The organism is Phascolarctobacterium succinatutens, assembly GCF_023497905.1.
GTDB lineage: Bacteria > Bacillota > Negativicutes > Acidaminococcales > Acidaminococcaceae > Phascolarctobacterium_A > Phascolarctobacterium_A succinatutens.
On the sequence record NZ_CP097284.1, the window covers coordinates 1507792 to 1527454 of the forward strand.

Annotated in this window: 20 protein-coding genes; 11 read left to right on the plus strand and 9 right to left on the minus strand. The window is 49.3% G+C overall.

Translation table 11 applies throughout. The annotated features are described in order from the left end of the window. Positions 1–63: 63 nt before the first annotated feature. The 8 genes from M5E81_RS07165 to M5E81_RS07200 all read left to right on the plus strand — a co-directional run bounded on the left by M5E81_RS07165 (position 64) and on the right by M5E81_RS07200 (position 7348). Positions 64–1104, plus strand: a complete 1041-nt coding sequence (locus tag M5E81_RS07165; RefSeq protein ID WP_249747149.1) for an IS30 family transposase — start codon at positions 64–66, stop codon at positions 1102–1104. Between the two features lie 412 nt (positions 1105–1516). Then, positions 1517–1960 (plus strand): hypothetical protein, encoded by a 444-nt coding sequence (locus M5E81_RS07170; RefSeq protein WP_009144747.1) that lies wholly within the window; start codon positions 1517–1519, stop codon positions 1958–1960. Between the two features lie 94 nt (positions 1961–2054). Then, positions 2055–2621: a recombinase family protein gene (locus tag M5E81_RS07175; RefSeq protein WP_249747150.1), complete on the plus strand. Its 567-nt coding sequence runs from the start codon at positions 2055–2057 to the stop codon at positions 2619–2621. Next, positions 2615–2974 (plus strand): hypothetical protein, encoded by a 360-nt coding sequence (locus tag M5E81_RS07180; protein WP_009144749.1) that lies wholly within the window; start codon positions 2615–2617, stop codon positions 2972–2974. Before M5E81_RS07175 ends, M5E81_RS07180 begins: the two co-directional genes overlap by 7 nt. 144 nt (positions 2975–3118) lie before the next feature. Continuing rightward, entirely contained in the window at positions 3119–3976 is an 858-nt protein-coding gene (locus M5E81_RS07185; protein ID WP_249747151.1) for a protein rep, read from the plus strand. A 129-nt stretch (positions 3977–4105) separates the two neighbouring features. Next, complete coding sequence (locus tag M5E81_RS07190) at positions 4106–4363, plus strand: recombinase family protein (RefSeq protein ID WP_249747152.1); 258 nt, start codon at positions 4106–4108, stop codon at positions 4361–4363. Positions 4364–4460: 97 nt separating this feature from the next. Further along, on the plus strand, positions 4461–5846 hold the full coding sequence (locus M5E81_RS07195) for an IS4 family transposase (protein ID WP_249747014.1): 1386 nt from the start codon (positions 4461–4463) through the stop codon (positions 5844–5846). 116 nt (positions 5847–5962) lie between these two features. Then, positions 5963–7348: an IS4 family transposase gene (locus M5E81_RS07200; RefSeq protein ID WP_249747153.1), complete on the plus strand. Its 1386-nt coding sequence runs from the start codon at positions 5963–5965 to the stop codon at positions 7346–7348. A 97-nt stretch (positions 7349–7445) separates the two neighbouring features. Here the strand turns inward: M5E81_RS07200 and M5E81_RS07205 are convergent, their stop codons facing one another. The 9 genes from M5E81_RS07205 to M5E81_RS07245 form a co-directional block, all read right to left on the minus strand. Further along, on the minus strand, positions 7446–8735 hold the full coding sequence (locus M5E81_RS07205; RefSeq protein ID WP_249747154.1) for a SpoIID/LytB domain-containing protein: 1290 nt from the start codon (positions 8733–8735) through the stop codon (positions 7446–7448). A 27-nt stretch (positions 8736–8762) separates the two neighbouring features. After that, the gene (locus M5E81_RS07210; protein WP_009146257.1) at positions 8763–9365 is read right to left on the minus strand and encodes an epoxyqueuosine reductase QueH; all 603 of its coding nucleotides are present in this window, start codon (positions 9363–9365) and stop codon (positions 8763–8765) included. 26 nt (positions 9366–9391) lie between these two features. Next, the gene (gene ruvB, locus M5E81_RS07215; RefSeq protein ID WP_009146256.1) at positions 9392–10399 is read right to left on the minus strand and encodes a Holliday junction branch migration DNA helicase RuvB; all 1008 of its coding nucleotides are present in this window, start codon (positions 10397–10399) and stop codon (positions 9392–9394) included. A 75-nt stretch (positions 10400–10474) separates the two neighbouring features. Beyond that, positions 10475–11077: a Holliday junction branch migration protein RuvA gene (gene ruvA / locus M5E81_RS07220; protein ID WP_009146255.1), complete on the minus strand. Its 603-nt coding sequence runs from the start codon at positions 11075–11077 to the stop codon at positions 10475–10477. Further along, positions 11078–11572 carry a crossover junction endodeoxyribonuclease RuvC gene (gene ruvC, locus M5E81_RS07225; RefSeq protein ID WP_021720245.1) on the minus strand — a complete coding sequence of 165 codons (495 nt, stop codon included), beginning with the start codon at positions 11570–11572 and terminating at the stop codon, positions 11078–11080. It lies immediately after the preceding gene. Positions 11573–11670: 98 nt separating this feature from the next. Further along, the gene (locus M5E81_RS07230; RefSeq protein WP_249747155.1) at positions 11671–12411 is read right to left on the minus strand and encodes a YebC/PmpR family DNA-binding transcriptional regulator; all 741 of its coding nucleotides are present in this window, start codon (positions 12409–12411) and stop codon (positions 11671–11673) included. A gap of 106 nt (positions 12412–12517) precedes the next feature. Then, entirely contained in the window at positions 12518–13021 is a 504-nt protein-coding gene (locus M5E81_RS07235; RefSeq protein ID WP_009146252.1) for an NUDIX hydrolase, read from the minus strand. A 14-nt stretch (positions 13022–13035) separates the two neighbouring features. Beyond that, positions 13036–13251 (minus strand): hypothetical protein, encoded by a 216-nt coding sequence (locus M5E81_RS07240; protein ID WP_009146251.1) that lies wholly within the window; start codon positions 13249–13251, stop codon positions 13036–13038. Next, positions 13238–14374: a DNA recombination protein RmuC gene (locus M5E81_RS07245; protein ID WP_249747156.1), complete on the minus strand. Its 1137-nt coding sequence runs from the start codon at positions 14372–14374 to the stop codon at positions 13238–13240. Before M5E81_RS07245 ends, M5E81_RS07240 begins: the two co-directional genes overlap by 14 nt. 197 nt (positions 14375–14571) lie before the next feature. Here M5E81_RS07245 and M5E81_RS07250 point away from each other — a divergent pair, with 197 nt between their 5' ends. The 3 genes from M5E81_RS07250 to M5E81_RS07260 all read left to right on the plus strand — a co-directional run bounded on the left by M5E81_RS07250 (position 14572) and on the right by M5E81_RS07260 (position 19502). Further along, complete coding sequence (locus tag M5E81_RS07250) at positions 14572–15180, plus strand: TetR/AcrR family transcriptional regulator (protein WP_249747157.1); 609 nt, start codon at positions 14572–14574, stop codon at positions 15178–15180. 150 nt (positions 15181–15330) lie between these two features. Then, entirely contained in the window at positions 15331–16455 is a 1125-nt protein-coding gene (locus M5E81_RS07255; protein ID WP_249747158.1) for an efflux RND transporter periplasmic adaptor subunit, read from the plus strand. Continuing rightward, positions 16455–19502: an efflux RND transporter permease subunit gene (locus M5E81_RS07260; RefSeq protein ID WP_249747159.1), complete on the plus strand. Its 3048-nt coding sequence runs from the start codon at positions 16455–16457 to the stop codon at positions 19500–19502. The genes M5E81_RS07255 and M5E81_RS07260 overlap by 1 nt, the downstream gene beginning before the upstream one ends. Positions 19503–19663 lie beyond the last annotated feature (161 nt).

Here is a 19663-nt window from a genome sequence, read left to right on the forward strand (position 1 = left end):
CATTGTGATACCTTTGTGTTAAGATTAAGTTTCTACACAAAAACTAACTAAGGAGTAATCACAATGGACTACACCAAAGATATCACAAATCATCAAAAAGGTAAACACTTTTCTTTAGGAGACCGCAGGGAATTACAAGGAATTCTGTCTGACAGCTCTAAACAGTATTCTCTTCGTCAGCTGGCAAAGTATTTTAACTGTGCTCCAAATACTATCAGGAATGAACTCAAGCGTGGTGCTCATCCTCATACCGGTAGATATGGAGCTGCTCGTGCTCAACGTGCCTATATTGCTAGCCATAGCAACAGTATTTGCAAGTCTAAAAGATTTCTTACAAGTAATTTTGTTACTTGGACTGTTCGAAAAGTATTGCAAGAACACTGGTCTTTGGATGCCTGCCATGGCTATGCCCTAGACAATCATCTATTTCCTCTCAAAGAAATTGTGTGCGTAAAGACTCTCTATAACTATGTAGATTCCATGCTGCTTAGATTGCGCAACATTGACCTTCCATTAAAGGTAAGAAGACGTAAAACAACCCGCAGCATAAAGAAAAATCTGAAGCATATGGGTCGCAGCATAGACGAGAGGGATTCTAATGTGGATGAACGCAATGAATTCGGTCATTGGGAAATAGATACTGTTATAGGAAGTAAAAGCAAGAGTGACAACGTGGTGTTGACTCTTGTGGAACGTATAACACGCAAGTATATCGCACTGAAAATAACTAGTAAAACATCCTTTGCTGTTAACGAAGGCATTGCTTACCTAAAGGAATACTATGGTACTAAATTCAGTCAGGTGTTTAAGACAATTACTAGCGATAATGGAAGCGAGTTTGCAGAACTCTCGCAAATAGAGAATGACACTTCTATAAAAATATACTTCGCACATCCTTACAGTTCTTGGGAAAGAGGCAGTAATGAGCGCCATAATGGTTTGCTCAGAAGATTCATCCGAAAAAGAAAGAGGATGGACAATTATAGCTACGAAGATATTATGTTTATCGCTGATTGGTGTAATTCACTTCCAAGGAAGATTCTGGGATATAAAACTCCAGATGAACTGTTTGACTTTGAGTTGGATAAGATCTATGCATCTTAATTTTCAAAAAGTGTGCAACTTCTTATTGCAATTTAGAATAAAAAGAAATAGAATCAGTTTTTTCTCCGGAAAACGGCAAACAGACTGTGAGAACAAAAAACATACCATCCTATGGGAAGAGCAGAATACAACCTTAAGCATTATTAACTCTATGTATGCCCACGGCAATACTTTTTGCCTTAATCGAGAAGGGAAACAATTGCAGCCGGAGTAAGCCCTCATGCCTTACTCCGGCTTTACTGATACGTCAACTCTCTCGTCAACAAAAAAAACGCCGAGTTATCCATATATATAATAAATATAGGAAGTAAAAAATAAAAAAGTTCACGCAAAACGAGTCGCTTTCTACATGTCAGCGGCTCGTTTTGTGTGTTAAGAAACGCAAAAACTAACAAACAAAGGAGCCAAGAAAATGAAAAACAATTATCAACTACCAAAACCAACAAATCCAACGATTAGCTACTGCCAAGCAAAAGCAATTTTCACGGCCGATGGCCGCCTCGAAGGTTATAAGAAAAATATGAAAATAACACGGAACAACTTTGTGCGCAAGTTAATCTACGAAAGGCAACATGGTATCTGTCCATATTGCGGTAAAAGGATGCTAAATATAAATGTGGGTACAGCAATCCATCATAACAGCTACGACAATAGCTGCACATTTAATGGTCCACTAATCCACATATATTCGCCGCAACCCGACGGCGCCATCCAAATCCAAGTGCCCAATTGCGCGGTATGCTACTATAAATATCCCTGCAAGTCCGAAGACTGCATTTCTGCCCTTGTTATGATTCATAAGGACTGTCACGAACTACTTCACGGTCACCTAGAAAAAGTCAAAACTCAAGACTAATGAGCACGCCTGCCTCACAACGATATGATGCGGGGTTAAGCGTGCTCAAAACTTACAATCAAAACGATTTACATATAAGAGGAGAATAAACAAAATGATCTATGGTTACGCTCGAGTATCGAGCAAGAAACAACTTCATGGTAATTCTTTAGAAGAACAAACGACAACATTAACCGCCAATGGTGCCATAAGCATAACCGCTGAGCAATTTACAGGCAAGACAACAAGCAGGCCAAAACTTCAAGCACTAATTGATTCACTGCAACCTGGTGACACGCTAATGGTTACAAAACTCGATAGGCTTGCAAGAAATGTTACGGAAGGTATTGAACTCATTCGTGCTCTATTTAAAAAAGAAGTTAAAGTACACGTGCTAAATATTGGCTTATTAGAGAATACTTCAATGGGCAACTTCTTCATCACTACCCTACTTGCCGTAGCTGAACTAGAGAGAAATATGATCCTTGAAAGAACACAAGCAGGCAAGGAAGTTGCCAGGACCAAAGCTGGCTTCCGAGAAGGGCGACCACCTCTACCCAAAGAAAAAATTAATTTGGCCCTAGATCTCCTTACAAACCACTCATATAAAGAAGTTGAAACAATGACAGGCATCAGTAGAGCCACGCTTGGGCGGTACAGACGGAGGGTAAAAAAATGCTAAAGCTTCCTGTATCGTTTTTGGTAATATTCATCCCTACGTGCCAAGGAATAATCGTAAAATGTGTGGATTTGGACATAAGAGTATATGTCAAGGTCTTTCAACTAAAAAAAGCAACCGATGCAACGAAAGCCAAAATTATACAGCAAATTAACGCTTATAATCATCTGGATTATCATATCCAAGAACCAAAATATAGAATTGAGGATGTTCCTAACGGTGTTTTATTCTCTTTCTTAAGGATTGGAAAGGAAGATTTTATAGATATGGAGTCCTCACAAATCTCCCACACTCTCACTACTTATCGGGTTAATGCAAAAATAACCCCCCGTACAGGGATATATACAAAAAAATAACCCTGCCATCAAATGCTAAATTGTGATATATTTGTGAAATCTCGTTTTATTGCTGAAAAACCCCTCTAAAAGCACAGTTTACTTAACGGTTTCTTAACTTGCCAAAGATTATTATTAAACAAAAATAATAATAAGGAGGCACAAATGACTACGAATATCACAATTAACGAAACTGCAAATTACAAAAAGAGGCAGTGCAATGAACTTGCAGAACATCTCAGACATATGGGACTGGAAAAAGAAGCTTTATCCTTAAAAAACTGTTCTTCATTCATTACTTATGCCCTTTTTGAGGACTACAAAAAGGTAAGTGACATCCGGATGTGTCAAAAACGTTATTGCCCTATCTGCGGGGATATGCAACGCTCTCAGCACAGTCATAAAATGAGTACGATAGTCGATACTCTTACCCGCTACAACTCAAACTTAATCACGATATCCCTGGAACTTACCCTACGCAATAACAGTGTCGATCATATCAGAAAAGACATTAAAACTCTCAAAACTGCATGGAGTAAAATTGTTAAGTGCAAAGCTATTAAGCCCAATATAATTGGTTATGTGTATTATATACACCCTAAATATACTAATCAGGATGAATACAACGAAATGAATACGCACAACCATATGCATGTAATAATATTTTTTAAAGAAGTAGTTGAAGAACACTTAAAAGTTGAATACTGGACTGAAATCTTCAAGAGGACTGCCAACCTCCCTTACACCCCTTATGTACACCTAAGAATGTTGGAAAACAAAGAAGCCATCATTACCAAAGCAAATTATGCAGCCAAACCCCTTGAAATCAAGCACATTTCAAAAAAAGACATAAAAGTCTACCTTGAACAAATAAAAAAGCAACGGCTAATTACGATGAGCCAGTCATTAAACAAAATTTACAAACCACTCGCGATCAAAAAATTTACCGAACTTACAAGTGAGTACAAGGGCCGGGTAACTCAATATTGGGAGCAAGATCATTACCAATTAACCGAGTTTTAACTGTATATAATGTATTTTATTAATATTTAGAGGTGAAAAGATGGAAGAAAAATACGAAATAATAGCAAAATATTTACTAAAGCTTCTTTTAGAGTCTGAACCCCCCATCAACGATGAGGAGGCTGCGTAATGGATCGGGCTGTAATATACGCGCGTTACAGTAGCGATAATCAGCGCGAGGAATCCATTGACGCACAGGTGCGGGCCTGCAGAGAATACTGCAAGCGCAAAGATTATTTTGTCACCCACATTTACAAGGACGAAGCCAAAAGCGGAACCAAGCTTGCTGGCCGTGATGCCTATAAGCAAATGCTGGCGGACGTTAAAGAGAATTTATTTGATGTTATTACTCAAACTTCGCAGGTAAAAATCCCCTGCACCCCTTGAAAGTCCAGGCTTTGTAAACAGAAAAATAGCATGAGTCTTGCCAGTTTGGTATAATTATGTTGGCTCAAAAACATACCAAGCACCGGAGGCTCATGCTATGAAAAGTATATCACAAACCACCCAGCAGATGGAATCCATCTCGAAGAAAACTTCGGCGTTCTTCCGTCGTTATCATGTCGGCCAGATTCTGCGCGCGGCCAACGCTTGCAAGCTCAAAGGATTTTCCTCCATTCTCGTTTTCCTCGTGCTCGTAAGCATCATCTTCGAGAACCGCTCGCTCTATATGCAGCGCCGACTTCACGAGGATTCGCTGCCGTTCGGCAAGGACACGGCTTACCGCTTCTTGAACTCCTGCCACACGAACTGGCGCAAGTTCACGCTGCTTCTTGCGGCGCGGATCATCAACGAAACCATCAAGCCGCTGACGGATGCCGGCCGGCGTTGTGCCATCGTCGTCGACGATTCGCTCTTCAGCCGCTCGCGTTCCAAGCGCGTGGAACTCTTGGCGAACGTCTACGACCATGTGAGCCGCCGCTATACGAAGGGCTTCCGCTTGCTCGTCCTCGGCTGGACGGACGGGAACACGTTCCTGCCACTCACGTTCTGCCTTCTTTCAACCTCGAAGGAAAAGAACCGGCTCAATGAGGCCAGCGCATCCGTCGATGCAAGAAGCAACGGCGGAAAGCAGCGCAAGCTCGCGCAGATGGAAGCGCCAGCCGTCGTCCTCAATTTGTTGCAGGAGGTCAAGGCGACAGGAATCCCCGCGCAGTACGTCCTCTTCGACACATGGTTCTGCTCGCCGTCGTCGCTGAAAGCCATCCATGACCTCGGCTATGACGTCACCGCTATGGCAAAGAAGAGCAAGAAGGTGCGCTACCCCTGCGAAGGGAAGATCTCGAACGTCAAGGCCATCTACAAGGAACACAAGAAACGCCGCGGACGCTCGCGTTACCTCCTGTCCGTCGATGCTGTCGCGACGAAACAGGGAGAATCCCTCGTGCCTGTGCGATTGGTCTTCGTGCGGAACCGCAACAAGCGGAAGGATTATCTCGTCCTCGTCACGACAGACCTCTCGCTTTCGGAGGAAGAAGTCATCCAGCTCTACGGGAAGCGCTGGGGCATCGAGGTGTTCTTCAAAGCGTGCAAGTCCTACCTGCGGCTCGGCAAGGATTGTCGTTCCGTCTCCTACGATGCGATGACGGCGCATGTCGCCGTCGTCTGCACACGATATATGCTCCTGGCTGTCGAGGAACGTGAGAACACGGATGGGCGAAGCCTCGGCGAGCTCTTCTATCTGGGGCTTGATGAGCTTCCGGACTTGAAGTACATGGAAGCGCTTCGCCTCGTGTTGCAGGAGTTTGCGGAGCAGCTTCGGGCAGAATATCCGTCAGAAGTCTTGCTGGTCGAATCGCTCTTGGAACGATTCCTGAACGATCTGCCCGCTCTTTGGATGAGTCGTCTGCGTGCACAGAAGTGTGCGTGAATGGCTTTCGACATTCAGTTCAAGCTGATTTATCAAGGCATACGGGATGTTTTCCGTGTGCGAAGTTTGAGTAATTAAGATGTGAAACAAAACATACTAAAGCGGAGGTTCATGCTATGCAAATTATACCACAAACCACCCATCAGATGGAATCCATTTCGAAGAAAACTTCGCTGTTCTTCCACCAATATCGCATCGGCCAGATTTTGCGGTCTGCCAACGCATGCAAACTCAAGGGCTTTTCCGCTATTCTGGTGTTCCTTGTGCTCGTCAGCATCATCTTCGAGAACCGCTCGCTTTACATGCAACGCCGGCTTCACGAGGAATCCCTGCCGTTTGGCAAGGACACGGCCTACCGCTTCTTGAACTCCTGTCACACGAACTGGCGCAGGTTCACGCTGCTCCTTGCGGCGCGGATCATCAACGAAACCATCAAACCGTTGACAGACGCCGGACGTCGTTGCGCTATCATCGTCGACGATTCGCTCTTCAGCCGCTCGCGCTCCAAGCGCGTGGAACTCTTGGCGAACGTCTACGACCATGTGAGCCACCGTTATACGAAGGGCTTCCGCCTGCTCGTCCTTGGCTGGACGGATGGGAACACCTTCCTGCCGCTCACGTTCTGCCTCCTTTCGACATCGAAGGGAAAGAATCGTCTCAACGAGGCCGACGCGTCCGTCGATGCCAGGAGCAACGGCGGAAAGCAGCGCAAGCTCGCGCAGATGGAAGCGCCAGCCGTCGTCCTCAATTTGTTGCAGGAGGTCAAGGCGACAGGAATCCCCGCGCAGTACGTCCTCTTCGACACATGGTTCTGCTCGCCGTCGTCGCTGAAAGCCATCCATGACCTCGGCTATGACGTCACCGCTATGGCAAAGAAGAGCAAGAAGGTGCGCTACCTCTGCGAAGGGAAGATCTCGAACGTCAAGGCCATCTACAAGGAACACAAGAAACGCCGCGGACGCTCGCGTTACCTCCTGTCCGTCGATGCTGTCGCGACGAAACAGGGAGAATCCCTCGTGCCTGTGCGATTGGTCTTCGTGCGGAACCGCAACAAGCGGAAGGATTATCTCGTCCTCGTCACGACAGACCTCTCGCTTTCGGAGGAAGAAGTCATCCAGCTCTACGGGAAGCGCTGGGGCATCGAGGTGTTCTTCAAAGCGTGCAAGTCCTACCTGCGGCTCGGCAAGGATTGTCGTTCCGTCTCCTACGATGCGATGACGGCGCATGTCGCCGTCGTCTGCACACGATATATGCTCCTGGCTGTCGAGGAACGTGAGAACACGGATGGGCGAAGCCTCGGCGAGCTCTTCTATCTGGGGCTTGATGAGCTTCCGGACTTGAAGTACATGGAAGCGCTTCGCCTCGTGTTGCAGGAGTTTGCGGAGCAGCTTCGGGCAGAATATCCGTCAGAAGTCTTGCTGGTCGAATCGCTCTTGGAACGATTCCTGAACGATCTGCCCGCTCTTTGGATGAGTCGTCTGCGTGCACAGAAGTGTGCGTGAATGGCTTTCGACATTCAGTTCAAGCTGATTTATCAAGGCATACGGGATGTTTTCCGTGTGCGAAGTTTGAGTATATTACAGGACACATAGCTTCCTGCTAACGGACAAGCTGAGTTCCGGGATAATAATGTGCCAGAATCGTTTTATAGGTAGCCTTGGCATCGGCGTTAGCCATACCGCGCGCCCCCCAGGCACTCAAACCGAGGCCGGAGCCTTTCCCCTTGCCGTGGAAAATAATTTTTTCTTCCTTGCCGCCGCCCAACAAATGGTAGCTGCGTACTAAATTTTTCCAGACGGGCTTTTTCGACTCATTGACCTTGATGCCTATATCCTTGCTGCCTATTTCCATACCGTAATGATCTTCGATAGGCACCTTGAGCGTTTCCGGTACCGGCGTACCGGTTTCGATATCAAATAAGGTACTGTTCAAGCCTAACAGGTCCTGCAGCTCACTGCCGCTGATTTTGGCAGCACCGGCCTCACCCGAAAGGATAATATATTTTACCCGTCCCGTGGGCGTTCTGTCAACACCTGCATCATCAAGCGGGGACAGACGTATGCTCGTCAGCTTGCCGGTGGTATAACCGCGCTGTGCTGCCAGACTTTCCAAAAGCACCGGAGTAATGCGGCTTTCCCAGGTATATTCCGGGCTGTCGCTGTCGTAATCCTCTACCGACTGCAGATAGCTTACGGCAGTACCGCGCAGATTCAGCGCGCTTTCGGTTCTGCCGCCGCTGCTTGAAGTAGTGACAGCTTCAATCGCCCGACCGTAAGCATCAGCAAGATACTGTCCTTTCGTCGCCTGAATCAGCTTCGTCACAGCATACTTTTCAATGCGCTTGCCGGTACCTCCGTAAGGCAGCTCCCTGTCGGTTGCAAGCAAAGCATAAGCCTTGTCGCTGTGCTGCATTTTATACATAGCATAGCTGCGGGCAGCAACCGCCTGTGCCTTGATAACCTCATCAGGCCATACGGACATCGTTTTGGCAGGCAGCACGCTCGCCAGATAATCCTCCAGCGGCAGTCTGTTGACTACCAGTAGCTTATTACCCTGCTCGGCCTGCAGCTGAAAATCCCCTTTATAACTGCGTTTATTGATTTGCGGTGAGCTTTTGCCTGCCGCCGTAGCAACAAACGCTTCATTACCAAATTCATTGTTATCATCAAAGAAAAGCTTTCCCTGCTGCGCATGGATGAAATATTTTCCCTTGGGCATCGTAGTAGTTTTGCCCGATGAATCACGCACTGTGAATTCATCCTCACAGCTCAGCTCTGCCGTTGCCTGCCCCACCACAATTCCTATGCGGATTTGCTCGGCGGCTACCGCAGCAGAGGCAAATATAAAAGTAAATAACAGTACAGACAGTATCAGTAATTTTCTAAGCATATACTTTTCCTCGATAGCTTGCAGCCTTTATCTGGTCACCATTTTAATATTTTTGCTTACAACCACAAACTTATCCTGCGTTGCTTCCGCCTTGGGCTTTTTGCGGATTTCGTAGCGGTCACGCTCGCTGAAGACACAGCCGCAGTACTGCTGGCGATACAGCCCCAGCTCCAGGCTGATATCCACGCCGCGCTGGTAGCCGACGCGGAAATCCTCGTAATAGAACGGAATACCGAACTCCGCCGCTGCCGCCTCCGCCTCCTTTTTTATCAGCTCATGGCGCTGATAGGGGCTGACGAGCAACGTAGTCGAAAAGGCATCGTAGCCGTTTTCTTTGGCAAACTGCGCTGCGTAGCGCAGGCGCATACGGTAGCAGAAGGCACAGCGCACGGTAGGCTCTGACAGCATACCGCGGATGCATTCCTCTATCGGATAGCTTTTGTCGATAATAAGATTGTAGCGCTTCTTCTCACAAAACTCCCGCAGGGTGCTCAGCCTGTGCTTGAACTCCTTGTACGGATGAATGTTAGGATTAAAAAACAAAATATCAAAATCTGTTCCCGCCGCCGTCAGCTGCTCCGTAGGGTAGCAGGCACAGGGACCGCAGCAGGCGTGTAATAATAATTTCATTTTTCCTCCTGAACAGCTAAGCTGCTTTACTGATTTTCGGGAAACGGTATTCCCAGATATCTATAGGTTTCGCGTGTTGCCATACGTCCGCGCGAGGTGCGGTTCAGCATTCCCTGCTGCATCAGATACGGCTCGATTACATCCTCAATGGTTGAGGACTCCTCGCTTACGGCTGCAGCAATTGTTTCGATGCCGACAGGACCGCCGCCGAAGGTTTTGACGATGGTCGTCAAAATTTTGCGGTCGTTGCGGTCGAAGCCGTAGCGGTCAACCTCCAGCTTAGCCAGCGCTTCGTCTGCCAGCTGACGGTCGATAACCTCCACGCCCAGCACCTGAGCGAAATCGCGCACACGCTTCAGCAGACGGTTCGCGATACGCGGCGTGCCTCTGCTGCGGCGGGCAATTTCCATGGCGCCTTCCTTGTCGATTTTTACATTCAGGATTTCCGCTGCACGCGTAATAATAAACTGCAGCTCCTCCGGCTTGTAAAATTCCAGGCAGCACTGTACGCCGAAGCGGTCCCGCAAAGGCGCTGCTATCGCTCCCAGACGCGTGGTAGCGCCGATAAGCGTAAAATGCGGCAGGTCCAGACGCACACTGCGTGCCGCAGGACCTTTGCCGATAATAATATCTAACGCAAAATCCTCCATAGCGGAATACAGGATTTCCTCTACGGTCTTGGACAAGCGGTGGATTTCGTCAATAAAAAGTACATCATTGTCGCCAAGGTTGGTTAAGATTGCTGCCAAATCTCCCTGACGTTCAATCGCCGGTCCGCTGGTAACGCGGATGTTGACATTAAGCTCATTGGCAATAATGTTGGCCAGCGTAGTTTTGCCCAGGCCCGGAGGCCCGAACAGCAGCACATGGTCCAGCGCTTCGTGGCGGGCAGCGGCAGCCTTAATGAAAATAGACAGATTATCCTTGACCTGCGTCTGACCTATATATTCATTTAACAGACGCGGACGCAGGCTGTACTGCCAGCCATCTGCTTCCTGTTCCGCCCCGGCAATAATTCTATCATCAAATTCCATAAGTTCCTCCTAGCAAGCCTTTTGCAGCCTACTGCTACAGGCTCAAATACCGCCAGACGATTTATCTGCGGGAAATTACTTCATCATCAGCCTTAAGGCCTGCTTCAGAATTTCCTCGCTCGTCTTGGTTTCTGCGCCTTCGATTTTCTTGATTACGGGCATAATCTCGCTGTTGCTGTAGCCAAGGGAAGCAAGTGCTTCGATAGCCTCCGCTACAGCACCGCTGCCTCCGGCAGCTACTGCTTCGCCGAAGCTGTCAGCACTTTCGGCGGCTACGGGTCCGACCTTGTCCTTCAATTCCAGCAGCAATCGCTCCGCCGTCTTTTTGCCGATACCGGGCAGCTTGGTGAGCACCTTGATATCACGGCTCTGCACCGCCAGATAAAAGGCATCAGGCTTAACTGCGGATAAAATACCCAAAGCCATCTTGGGACCTACGCCGCTGATAGTCAGCAGCAGTTCAAAGAGGTCATAATATTCCCGGCTCAAAAAGCCGTAAAGAACAATGGCATCCTCGCGTACTGCGGTGTGGATGTGCAGGCGTACAGAGGCACCCTGCGTCAGCTGAGCAAGCTGTGCCGCCGGCATGAAAACACGGTAGCCTACGCCGCCTGCCGTTTCGATTATGCAGTTGTCTATGCCCAGGCTGTCAACAGTGCCCTTCAATGAACCTATCATTTATCTGCCCTCCTGCCATCTGCGCGTAGACGCAGTATTGATGCCGCAGATTGCCGCTGCCAGCGCATCGGCCGTATCATCCGGTTTAATTTTTTCGCGGATATTGAGCAGATGCATTACCATATAGATAACCTGCTCCTTCGTCGCACTGCCTGTGCCTACTACCGACAGCTTAATCTGCATCGGCGTAAATTCCATCACCGGCAGTCCCTTGTTGGCCGCAGCCAAAAGCACAACGCCGCGTGCCTGTCCTACAGGAATCGCAGTAGTCACGTTGCGGTTGAAAAACAGCTTTTCGATGCTCAGCAGATCCGGCTTGAAGTGATCGATAATATCCGAAATATCATCGTAAATCTTCTTTAGCCTCAGCTCCGGCAGCATATCCTTATCCGTCAGCACCGAGCCGTAAAAAACGGGGCGCAGACGGTTTCCTGTCATATCTACCAAGCCATAACCGCAGATGGCGGTACCGGGGTCAATTCCTAAAACCAGCATAAAAAACCTCTCAAAAAACAGAAAGCAGACATCAACTGCCTGCTTTCCTTTCTGCAACTATGCTTCGCGCACATTGCAGTTACTTCGTAATAATAATATTATTCCTCGTCGTCTTCCGGCAAGTCAGCGTTGGTGTAAACGTCTTGTACATCATCGCAATCATCCAATGCGTCCAGCATCTTCTGAACCTTTTCGGCATCCTCACCGGACAGCTCAGCCATAGTATCGGGAACCATGGTGATTTCGGACATTGCAACTTCAATATTGTTATCAGCCAAAGCCTTTTCTACATCGTCATAAGCAGCCGGATCGGTGATAATTTCGAAGCCGTCTTCGCTGCTCTTGATATCCTCAGCACCTGCATCCAGAGCGATCATCATCAGATCATCCTCGCTCACACCGGTTTCGGCGCTAACTGCGAAGATACCTTTTTGTTTGAACATGTAGCTTACGCAGCCGCTGGCACCCAGGTTGCCGCCGTGCTTAGAGAATACGTGACGTACATCGGCAGCGGTACGGTTACGGTTATCGGTCAGGCAGCTGACCATCATAGCAACGCCTGCAGGACCGTAGCCTTCATAGGTAATCTCTTCGAAGCTTTGGCCTTCCAGAGCACCTGCACCCTTTTGGATTGCACGTTGAATGTTGTCTTTAGGGATATTGTTAGCCTTAGCCTTGGACAGAGCCAGCTTCAGCTTCATGTTACCGGTAGGATCTGCACCGCCCATACGAACGGCAATAGTGATTTCACGGCTGATTTTAGTAGTGATTTTGCCGCGCAGAGCGTCAGCCTTGCTTTTTTTATGTTTAATGTTCGCCCATTTAGAATGTCCTGACATTGTAAATTCCTCCAAACTTTCTCTTTGCCATATTTATTTAAGCATTTACCATAATATTTTACCACGCCGGCTGTGTTTTTTCAACAGCAAACGCCGACATACAGCTTTATTTTGCAAAAACATCCTTAATACTGTCATAATGCAAAAAGATTCCCTGTTGCGCCAGCTCCTGAATTTCCTCCAAGGTCGCCAGCTTGTATTCCAGTGCCTCATTAGGGCGGATTTTTACCTGCTCCGGTGCAAAGGGCAGCGTAAAAAGATAGCAGTCGACGAAATAATTATCGCCCTCGCCCGGATTCTCACGGTGATAGGTCAGCGCCGGTCCGCCTGCGCAGGCAGAAACATCAAGACCGGTTTCCTCCCACACCTCACGGTTCACAGCCTCGCGTGAGCTTTCACCCGCCTGCACCGCACCGCCGGGAACCTCCCACCAGCCGGCAGCCCAGGCCTTCGTCAGCACGCGTCTGGTAATCAGAAAGCGTCCGTCTGTGTTGCGCACAACGCCAAGCACCGTCAGATGATACTCGCCGTCCTGCAGTATCCAGTCATTTTTCTTCATCGTCCGTCCGGTAAGACGGCGTTCACGGTCATAAATATCCCATTGCTCCATTGTAATTCCCCCTCTTAAAGCAAGCGCGGCAAATATTTGAAAATCAGCCAAAAGCCACAGGTCATGGCGAAGGCAATGCTGCCGCTGTCATAATCTATATAACCGAGATACAGGCTGTTTAAGCCCGTAACAAAAATCATATTCAGCCACATAAAGCCGTAGGCCCATAATAATATCTGTACCCACAGCGGCGGCTTTTTATAGTGATGAGGCTCATTATTCTTTGTCATGCTTATCTTCCTCATCTAACATCTGCACAGCATCCAGCTGCTTCTGCAAACGTGCTGTATAGCGCTTGGTGGTATGCAGAGCGTTCTGCCCCTCCTCCAGCTTTTTAGCTGTTTTATCAAGGGCTGTTTCCAGGCCGGCAAGCTCCTGCTTAACCTTGTTCAGCAGCTGCCACACCTCTGTAGTACGCTGCTGCACCGCCAAGGTACGGAAGCCCAGCTGCAGGCTGTTCACCAGCGCTGCCAGCGTCGTCGGCCCCGCCACGCACACTCTGAACTTCAGCTGCAGCTCTTCGGCCAGTCCCGGCAAGGCCAAAGCCTCCGCAAACAGGCCCTCGCTCGGCAGATACATCACGGCAAAATCCGTCGAATACGGCGGACAGATATATTTTTCGCAGATATCCTTCGCTTCGCTCTTTAAGCGTCGCTCCAGCTGCTTTGCCGCCGCATCCGCCGCCTGCGTATCACCGGCCTCACGCGCCTGCTGCAGGCGCTGGTAATCCTCCAGCGGAAACTTGGCATCAATCGGCAACAGCACCTCCTGCTCCCGCTGCCCCGGCAAGCGCAAAGCATATTCCACGCGCAGGCCGCTGTGCGGACGCACCTCTGCATTTTCTACATATCTTGCACGGTCAAGAATATCCTTGAGGATATTGCCAAGCTGCATTTCGCCCCAGGTACCGCGCACCTTGACGTTCGAAAGAACGCGCCGCAGCTCATCCACCCCGCAGGAAAGGCTCTGCATCTGTCCCAGTGACTGGTGTACCTCGCCCAGGCATTTGTTGACCTGCGCGAACTTCTGCTCCAGCGATTGATTAAGGCGCTCGTCCACAGTCATGCGGATGCGCTCCAGGTTCTGGTCCGTCATATCCGCCAGACGCGCCACGCGCTTGTCAATCTGTTCGCTCAGCCTGTCGCTCGCCGCCTGGTTTTCCAAGCGCGCCGCCCGCGCCAGTGTGCTCTGCTCGCCGCGCAGGTCGTACATGCTTTCCGCAAGCCTGCGCTCCAAAAGCTCCAGCCGCTGCGCCGTCATGTCTGCCTTAGGGCGTCCCTGTATCAATAATATTATCACACCTGCCAGCAGCAGAGCTATGACAATCATCAAAGCTATAGCCAATGTATTCATTTTTTCTATACTGACCTCCGTTATTTTTTTATTATAGCAGAAAAACAGTACATAGCCAACGTATTAACGAACAAAATTTTCATATTTAACAAGATATTTTCATAATATCACTTTTTTAACAAAATCAGCTTACATCTGCGCCCAAATCGTGTATAATATATTCATACATTATTTATTCCAACGAGGTATTACGTTATATGATAGATGAAAGTCCTAATCTCAATTCTGCTGATAAAATTCTTGAGGCCGCAACCAAGCTGTTTGCCATGGACAGCTTCGCTGCCGTGTCCATCAAGCAGATTTCTGTTGCCAGCGGCGTCAACAGCGCGTTGATTTCCTATTATTTCGGCGGCAAAAAGAATTTATATCAGGAGGTTTTATATACCGAGGCCGAAAAATTTCTGAAGCTGCAGGACAAAATCCGTCAGCAGCCAGGTTCACCGCTGACCAAGCTGCGTACCTATGTAGACGGCATTGCCGAAATGCAACAGCAGAACCCCTATAACATTCACCTGATTTACCGTGAACTGCTGACTCCGCAGCCCATGTTTGAAAATTATGTGCGCAGCAAGCTGTACCGCATCCATCAGTTCATGACCGAGCTGGTTGAGGAAGCGATTGCCTGCGGCGAAATCGTTGCGGATATCAAAGCAACCCACGTTGCCTTCACTCTGGAAGGTATTATCATGTTCTTCTTTTTGATGCACAGCCATATCTGCGAGCTGGGTAATTTTAAAAACGGTGCTGAGCTTGATTACCTGCTGCAGGCGCTCAACACCTACCTTGCATCGCTTAGCAAAAAATAAATATATTCCTCAAATAAAGCTGCTTTCCGGCAGCTTTATTTTTGTTTACAACTTTGTTGCTTGACGCTCTCTACATTAGAACCTATAATTTAATTGAACGATTAAAAATTTTACAACAATAACATTATTCTGCAAGGGAGCTGTTAAATCATGCAGTCTATTATGGAAAAACTTCCCAAACTTCCTGATAAAAAGAAACTTGTTGCCGGAGCTGCCGTTGTCGTACTGGCAGCCGCAGGCTGGCAGCTTTACAGCAGTATTATGCATAAGCCACAGGAGGCAAACTACATCCCCATCGTCCGGACTATGACGATTGGCGAAAGCATTGCCGATTCCTCCACCGTATATCCCGGCGAGGTGCGCGGACGTTATGAAAGCCAGCTGGCCTTCCAGACTGCCGGCAGAATCGCTTCCCGTCTTGTCAACGTAGGCGACCGGGTACACGCCGGCCAGATTCTGATGACGATTGATCCGAAGGATGTAAACCAAAGCGTAGAAGCAGCCAATGCACAGCTGGCATCTGCCATTGCCAACCAAAAGCTGGCGGCCGACAATGCGGCACGCTTTAACAAGCTATATGCCGGCGGTGCTGTGAGCGAAGCAACGCGCGACCAGTACAACACCCAGCTGGAGGCAGCCAATGCTGCGCTGCGTCAGGCACAGGCCAACGCCAACGCCAGCGGCAACCAGCTGAGCTACACGCAGCTGACGAGTGATGCCGACGGCGTTGTGGCAGCCATCACCGGTGAAGCAGGCCAGGTAACGGCAGCCGGTACGCCGATGGTCACCATCGTGCGCAGCGGTGAACGTGAAATCCAGATTAACGTGCCGGAAAACGTCAAGCTGAGCGTCGGCCAGCAGGCGGAAATCAGCTTCTGGGCGCTTCCAGATGTTACGGCGAAGGGCACTGTCCGCGAAATTTCGCCTATTGCCGACAGCATTACACGTACCTATAAGGTGCGCGTTGCTGTGCCGCAGCTGCCTGCAGCAGCCAAGCTCGGCATGACTGCCAAGGTCAGCTTTAAGGACGCTGCGGCGTCCGAGGACGAGATTGTTATTCCTGCTACCGCACTGTATCAGGTAAACGGCAAGACTCAGGTCTGGCTGGTGCGCAATAACCGCGCTGTGCTGCAGGACGTTAAGGTTGCCGGCTACGTAGGCAACAACGTACGTTTGGCAGGCGGCTTAAACAAGGGTGATATTCTGATAACCGCCGGCCTCAGCAAGCTTGTCGATAACCAACAGGTACGTCTGACCAAAGGCGGTGATATCTGATGTCAAACAACGAAAAGCATCATGCCAACTGGGCAGAATGGGCTATTAACCATCGCCAGTTAGTTTACTTCTTCGCTGTGCTTGTGCTGATTATGGGCATCTTTTCCTTTAAATCGCTCGGCCGCAGCGAGGACCCCAGCTTTGCCGTCAAGCAGATGGTAGTATCCGCAGCCTGGCCCGGTGCCAGCGCCAAGGATGTAGAAATGCATCTGACAAATACTTTGGAAAAGCAGATTCAAAGTCTGCCGCAGGTTAAGAAAATCACCAGCTATTCGCGTCCTGGCGTCTGCGTTATTACGGTAGCGCTCAAGGATGAAGTTGCCGGCAACACGGTACGTCAGCGCTGGCTGGAGCTGCGCAACATCGTAAACGACGGCAAAAAGGACTTGCCTTCGGGTACCGTAGGCCCCTTTTATAACGACCGTTTTGATGATGTTTACGGCAATATCTACGCAATTACCGGTGACGGCTTCACCTATGAGGATATGCGTAAATACGCCGAAAAAATTAAGCTCGACTTCTTCAGCGTGCCTGATGTCAAAAAGGTTGAGCTGGTAGGCGTACAGCCGGAGAAAATCTTCGTGCAGATGCAAACTGCCAAGCTGGCACAGCTGGGACTGGATATCAACAGCATTGCCAGCACCATTAAGGCACAGACCTCGATCAATGCCAGCGGTATGATTGAGGCCGACACAGCCAACTCCTACCTGCGCATTACCGGCAGCCCCGACAGCGTGGAAAATATTGCTGCCATCCCCATCAATGCCAACGGCCGTGTCTTCCGCTTGGGCGATATCGCAACCATCACCCGCGGTTATGCAGACCCGCCGGAAACAATGATGTACTATAACGGCAAGCCCGCAGTCGGCATTGCTCTTTCTATGGAGGACGGCGGCGATAACATCAAGCTCGGTGAAAATCTGGCCAAGGAAATCGCCCGCATCCAAAAGGAGCTGCCGCTCGGATTGGAGCTTAATCAGGTTGCCAATCAGCCTGAGGTAGTAAAAAAATCCATCAGCGAATTCTCCGAAAGCCTTTACGAGGCAATTATCATCGTGCTGGTAGTCAGCCTGATGACGCTCGGACGCCGCAGCGGTTACGTAATTTCCTGCTGCATCCCGCTGATTTTGTTAGGCTCCTTCTGCGCAATGTTCGCTTTGGGCATCGATTTGCATAAGGTATCCCTGGGTGCACTGGTTGTTTCCCTTGGTATGCTGGTCGATGACGCCATCGTCGTCGTTGAGCTGATGGAAGTAAAAATGTCCGAAGGCATGCCTCGTAAGGAAGCAGCCTCCTATGCCTTCAAAACCTGCGCCTGGCCGCTTTTGACAGGCACCACCATTACCTGCCTCGGCTTCATGCCGATTGCCTTCTCCAAGGCCAGCGCTTCGGAATTTGCCTACAGCCTTTTCCCGGTTATGACCGTAACCCTGATGCTGTCCTGGCTTGTTTCCGCAACCTTGGCACCGGTATTGGGCTATGAATGGATACGTCCTACAGTTATCAAGCAGGAATCTTATGACAACTGCTTCTACCGCGCCTTCCGCAAGCTGCTGCACTGGGCCTTGGGACACCGCATTACGGTTATCGGCATTACCTTGGCGATGCTGGGACTTTCCATGTTCATGCTGCGCTTCGTCAGCCAGGAATTTTTCCCCGCCTCCGTACGTCCGGAGCTTTTGGTAGAGCTTAATATGCCTGAAGGCAGTTCGATTAAAACTACAGATGCCGCAGCACGCAAGCTGACGAATCTGATTAAAGACGATAAAGAATTAGACCACGTTTCCACCTACGTAGGCGAAAGCGCACCGCGCTTTGTGCTGGTAATCGACCCGGTACAGCCGCGTGATAACTATGCACAGCTCGTAGTTGTTGCCAAAAGCGTGGAAGACCGCAAAAAACTGGAGAAGCGCATCAGCGAGCTTGCCGCCGAGCATTTGCCGGAGGCTATAGTTTACTCCCGCTCGATTCCGCTCGGTCCGCCTGCTCCCTATCCTGTTATGATCCGCGTCAGCGGCAACAGCGATGCGCAGGTTAAGGAATATGCGCAGAAGGTGCGCAAGGTGATGGCCGCTAATCCCTACGTCAACATGACACGTCTTGACTGGCTGGAGCAGACCAACGCCGTTAAGCTGAAGGTCGACAATGACAAGCTGCTGCAAATGGGACTCACACGTCAGACTGTGGCCAACGCTCTGCAGGCTCAGGTATCCGGTTATACCGTAGCAACCTATCTGGAGGGCGACCAGCAGATTGGTATCGTTTTCCGCCTGCAGCCTGACCAGCGCGCAGATATTTCGCAGCTGGAAACTATTTCCATTCCTACGAGCCAGGGTGCTGTGCCTCTGTCTCAAATCGCGCATCTTGATTACACCAGCGAGGACAATATCATCTGGCGCCGCAACCTGCGTCCTACAATTACCGTCAACGGCGGTATTGTTGACGGCGTTACCGGCAACGATGTTACCAAGCAGGTGTATAAGGAGCTGGAGCCTCTGCGCAAGGAGCTGCCTGCCGGCATGAGCATCGAGGTCGGCGGTTCGCTGGAGGACAGCAACGATACCTTGAATTATCTGATGAAGCCGATACCGCTGATGCTGCTGCTGATTGTCGTTCTGATTATGCTGCAGATGCAGGATATCCGCAAGCTGCTGGTTATTATGCTGACGGCGCCGATGGGTATAATCGGCGTTATCTTCGGCCTGCTGCTGTTCAATTCCGCTTTGGGCTTTATGGCGGAGCTGGGTATTCTGGCGCTCACCGGTACAATTATCCGTAACAGTATGGTGCTGGTTGACCAGATTCAGCAGCATCTTGATGCCGGGATGGAGCCTGCCAAGGCGATTACGGAATCGGCGATTGTGCGTTTCCGTCCGATTATGCTGGCGGCTTTCACTACGGTACTGGGATTGATTCCGATGTTCGCCAGCCAGTTCTGGAATGCAATGGCTGTAGCTATTGCCTGCGGCCTGACAGGTGCAACGCTGCTGACGCTGGTGGTACTGCCGGTGCTGTATGCAATTGTGTTTAAGGTTAAAGCAGAATAGAGCTGAGATTATAGTGTTTATAAAAAAACTGCCTTGCTGAAAATTTCAGCAGGCACAAGTCTTGTTCTCCCTTGACATTCCCCTGTATTTCAAGTAAACTTAAACTAAGTTCTTCAAAACCGCAAGTAAGCCTATGCATCAAGCTCATTTACCTGCGGACA

What these genes read in the sequence shown, in the direction of transcription:
- ruvC (WP_021720245.1), bottom strand. Translation starts at nt 11,572, where the DNA reads ATGCTGGTTTTAGGAATTGACCCCGGTACCGCCATCTGCGGTTATGGC.
- M5E81_RS07195 (WP_249747014.1), top strand. Translation starts at nt 4,461, where the DNA reads ATGAAAAGTATATCACAAACCACCCAGCAGATGGAATCCATCTCGAAG.
- M5E81_RS07180 (WP_009144749.1), top strand. Translation starts at nt 2,615, where the DNA reads ATGCTAAAGCTTCCTGTATCGTTTTTGGTAATATTCATCCCTACGTGC.
- M5E81_RS07190 (WP_249747152.1), top strand. Translation starts at nt 4,106, where the DNA reads ATGGATCGGGCTGTAATATACGCGCGTTACAGTAGCGATAATCAGCGC.
- M5E81_RS07200 (WP_249747153.1), top strand. Translation starts at nt 5,963, where the DNA reads ATGCAAATTATACCACAAACCACCCATCAGATGGAATCCATTTCGAAG.
- M5E81_RS07185 (WP_249747151.1), top strand. Translation starts at nt 3,119, where the DNA reads ATGACTACGAATATCACAATTAACGAAACTGCAAATTACAAAAAGAGG.
- M5E81_RS07260 (WP_249747159.1), top strand. Translation starts at nt 16,455, where the DNA reads ATGTCAAACAACGAAAAGCATCATGCCAACTGGGCAGAATGGGCTATT.
- M5E81_RS07250 (WP_249747157.1), top strand. Translation starts at nt 14,572, where the DNA reads ATGATAGATGAAAGTCCTAATCTCAATTCTGCTGATAAAATTCTTGAG.
- M5E81_RS07240 (WP_009146251.1), bottom strand. Translation starts at nt 13,251, where the DNA reads ATGACAAAGAATAATGAGCCTCATCACTATAAAAAGCCGCCGCTGTGG.
- ruvB (WP_009146256.1), bottom strand. Translation starts at nt 10,399, where the DNA reads ATGGAATTTGATGATAGAATTATTGCCGGGGCGGAACAGGAAGCAGAT.
- M5E81_RS07170 (WP_009144747.1), top strand. Translation starts at nt 1,517, where the DNA reads ATGAAAAACAATTATCAACTACCAAAACCAACAAATCCAACGATTAGC.
- M5E81_RS07175 (WP_249747150.1), top strand. Translation starts at nt 2,055, where the DNA reads ATGATCTATGGTTACGCTCGAGTATCGAGCAAGAAACAACTTCATGGT.
- M5E81_RS07205 (WP_249747154.1), bottom strand. Translation starts at nt 8,735, where the DNA reads ATGCTTAGAAAATTACTGATACTGTCTGTACTGTTATTTACTTTTATA.
- M5E81_RS07235 (WP_009146252.1), bottom strand. Translation starts at nt 13,021, where the DNA reads ATGGAGCAATGGGATATTTATGACCGTGAACGCCGTCTTACCGGACGG.
- M5E81_RS07165 (WP_249747149.1), top strand. Translation starts at nt 64, where the DNA reads ATGGACTACACCAAAGATATCACAAATCATCAAAAAGGTAAACACTTT.
- M5E81_RS07255 (WP_249747158.1), top strand. Translation starts at nt 15,331, where the DNA reads ATGCAGTCTATTATGGAAAAACTTCCCAAACTTCCTGATAAAAAGAAA.
- M5E81_RS07210 (WP_009146257.1), bottom strand. Translation starts at nt 9,365, where the DNA reads ATGAAATTATTATTACACGCCTGCTGCGGTCCCTGTGCCTGCTACCCT.
- M5E81_RS07245 (WP_249747156.1), bottom strand. Translation starts at nt 14,374, where the DNA reads ATGAATACATTGGCTATAGCTTTGATGATTGTCATAGCTCTGCTGCTG.
- M5E81_RS07230 (WP_249747155.1), bottom strand. Translation starts at nt 12,411, where the DNA reads ATGTCAGGACATTCTAAATGGGCGAACATTAAACATAAAAAAAGCAAG.
- ruvA (WP_009146255.1), bottom strand. Translation starts at nt 11,077, where the DNA reads ATGATAGGTTCATTGAAGGGCACTGTTGACAGCCTGGGCATAGACAAC.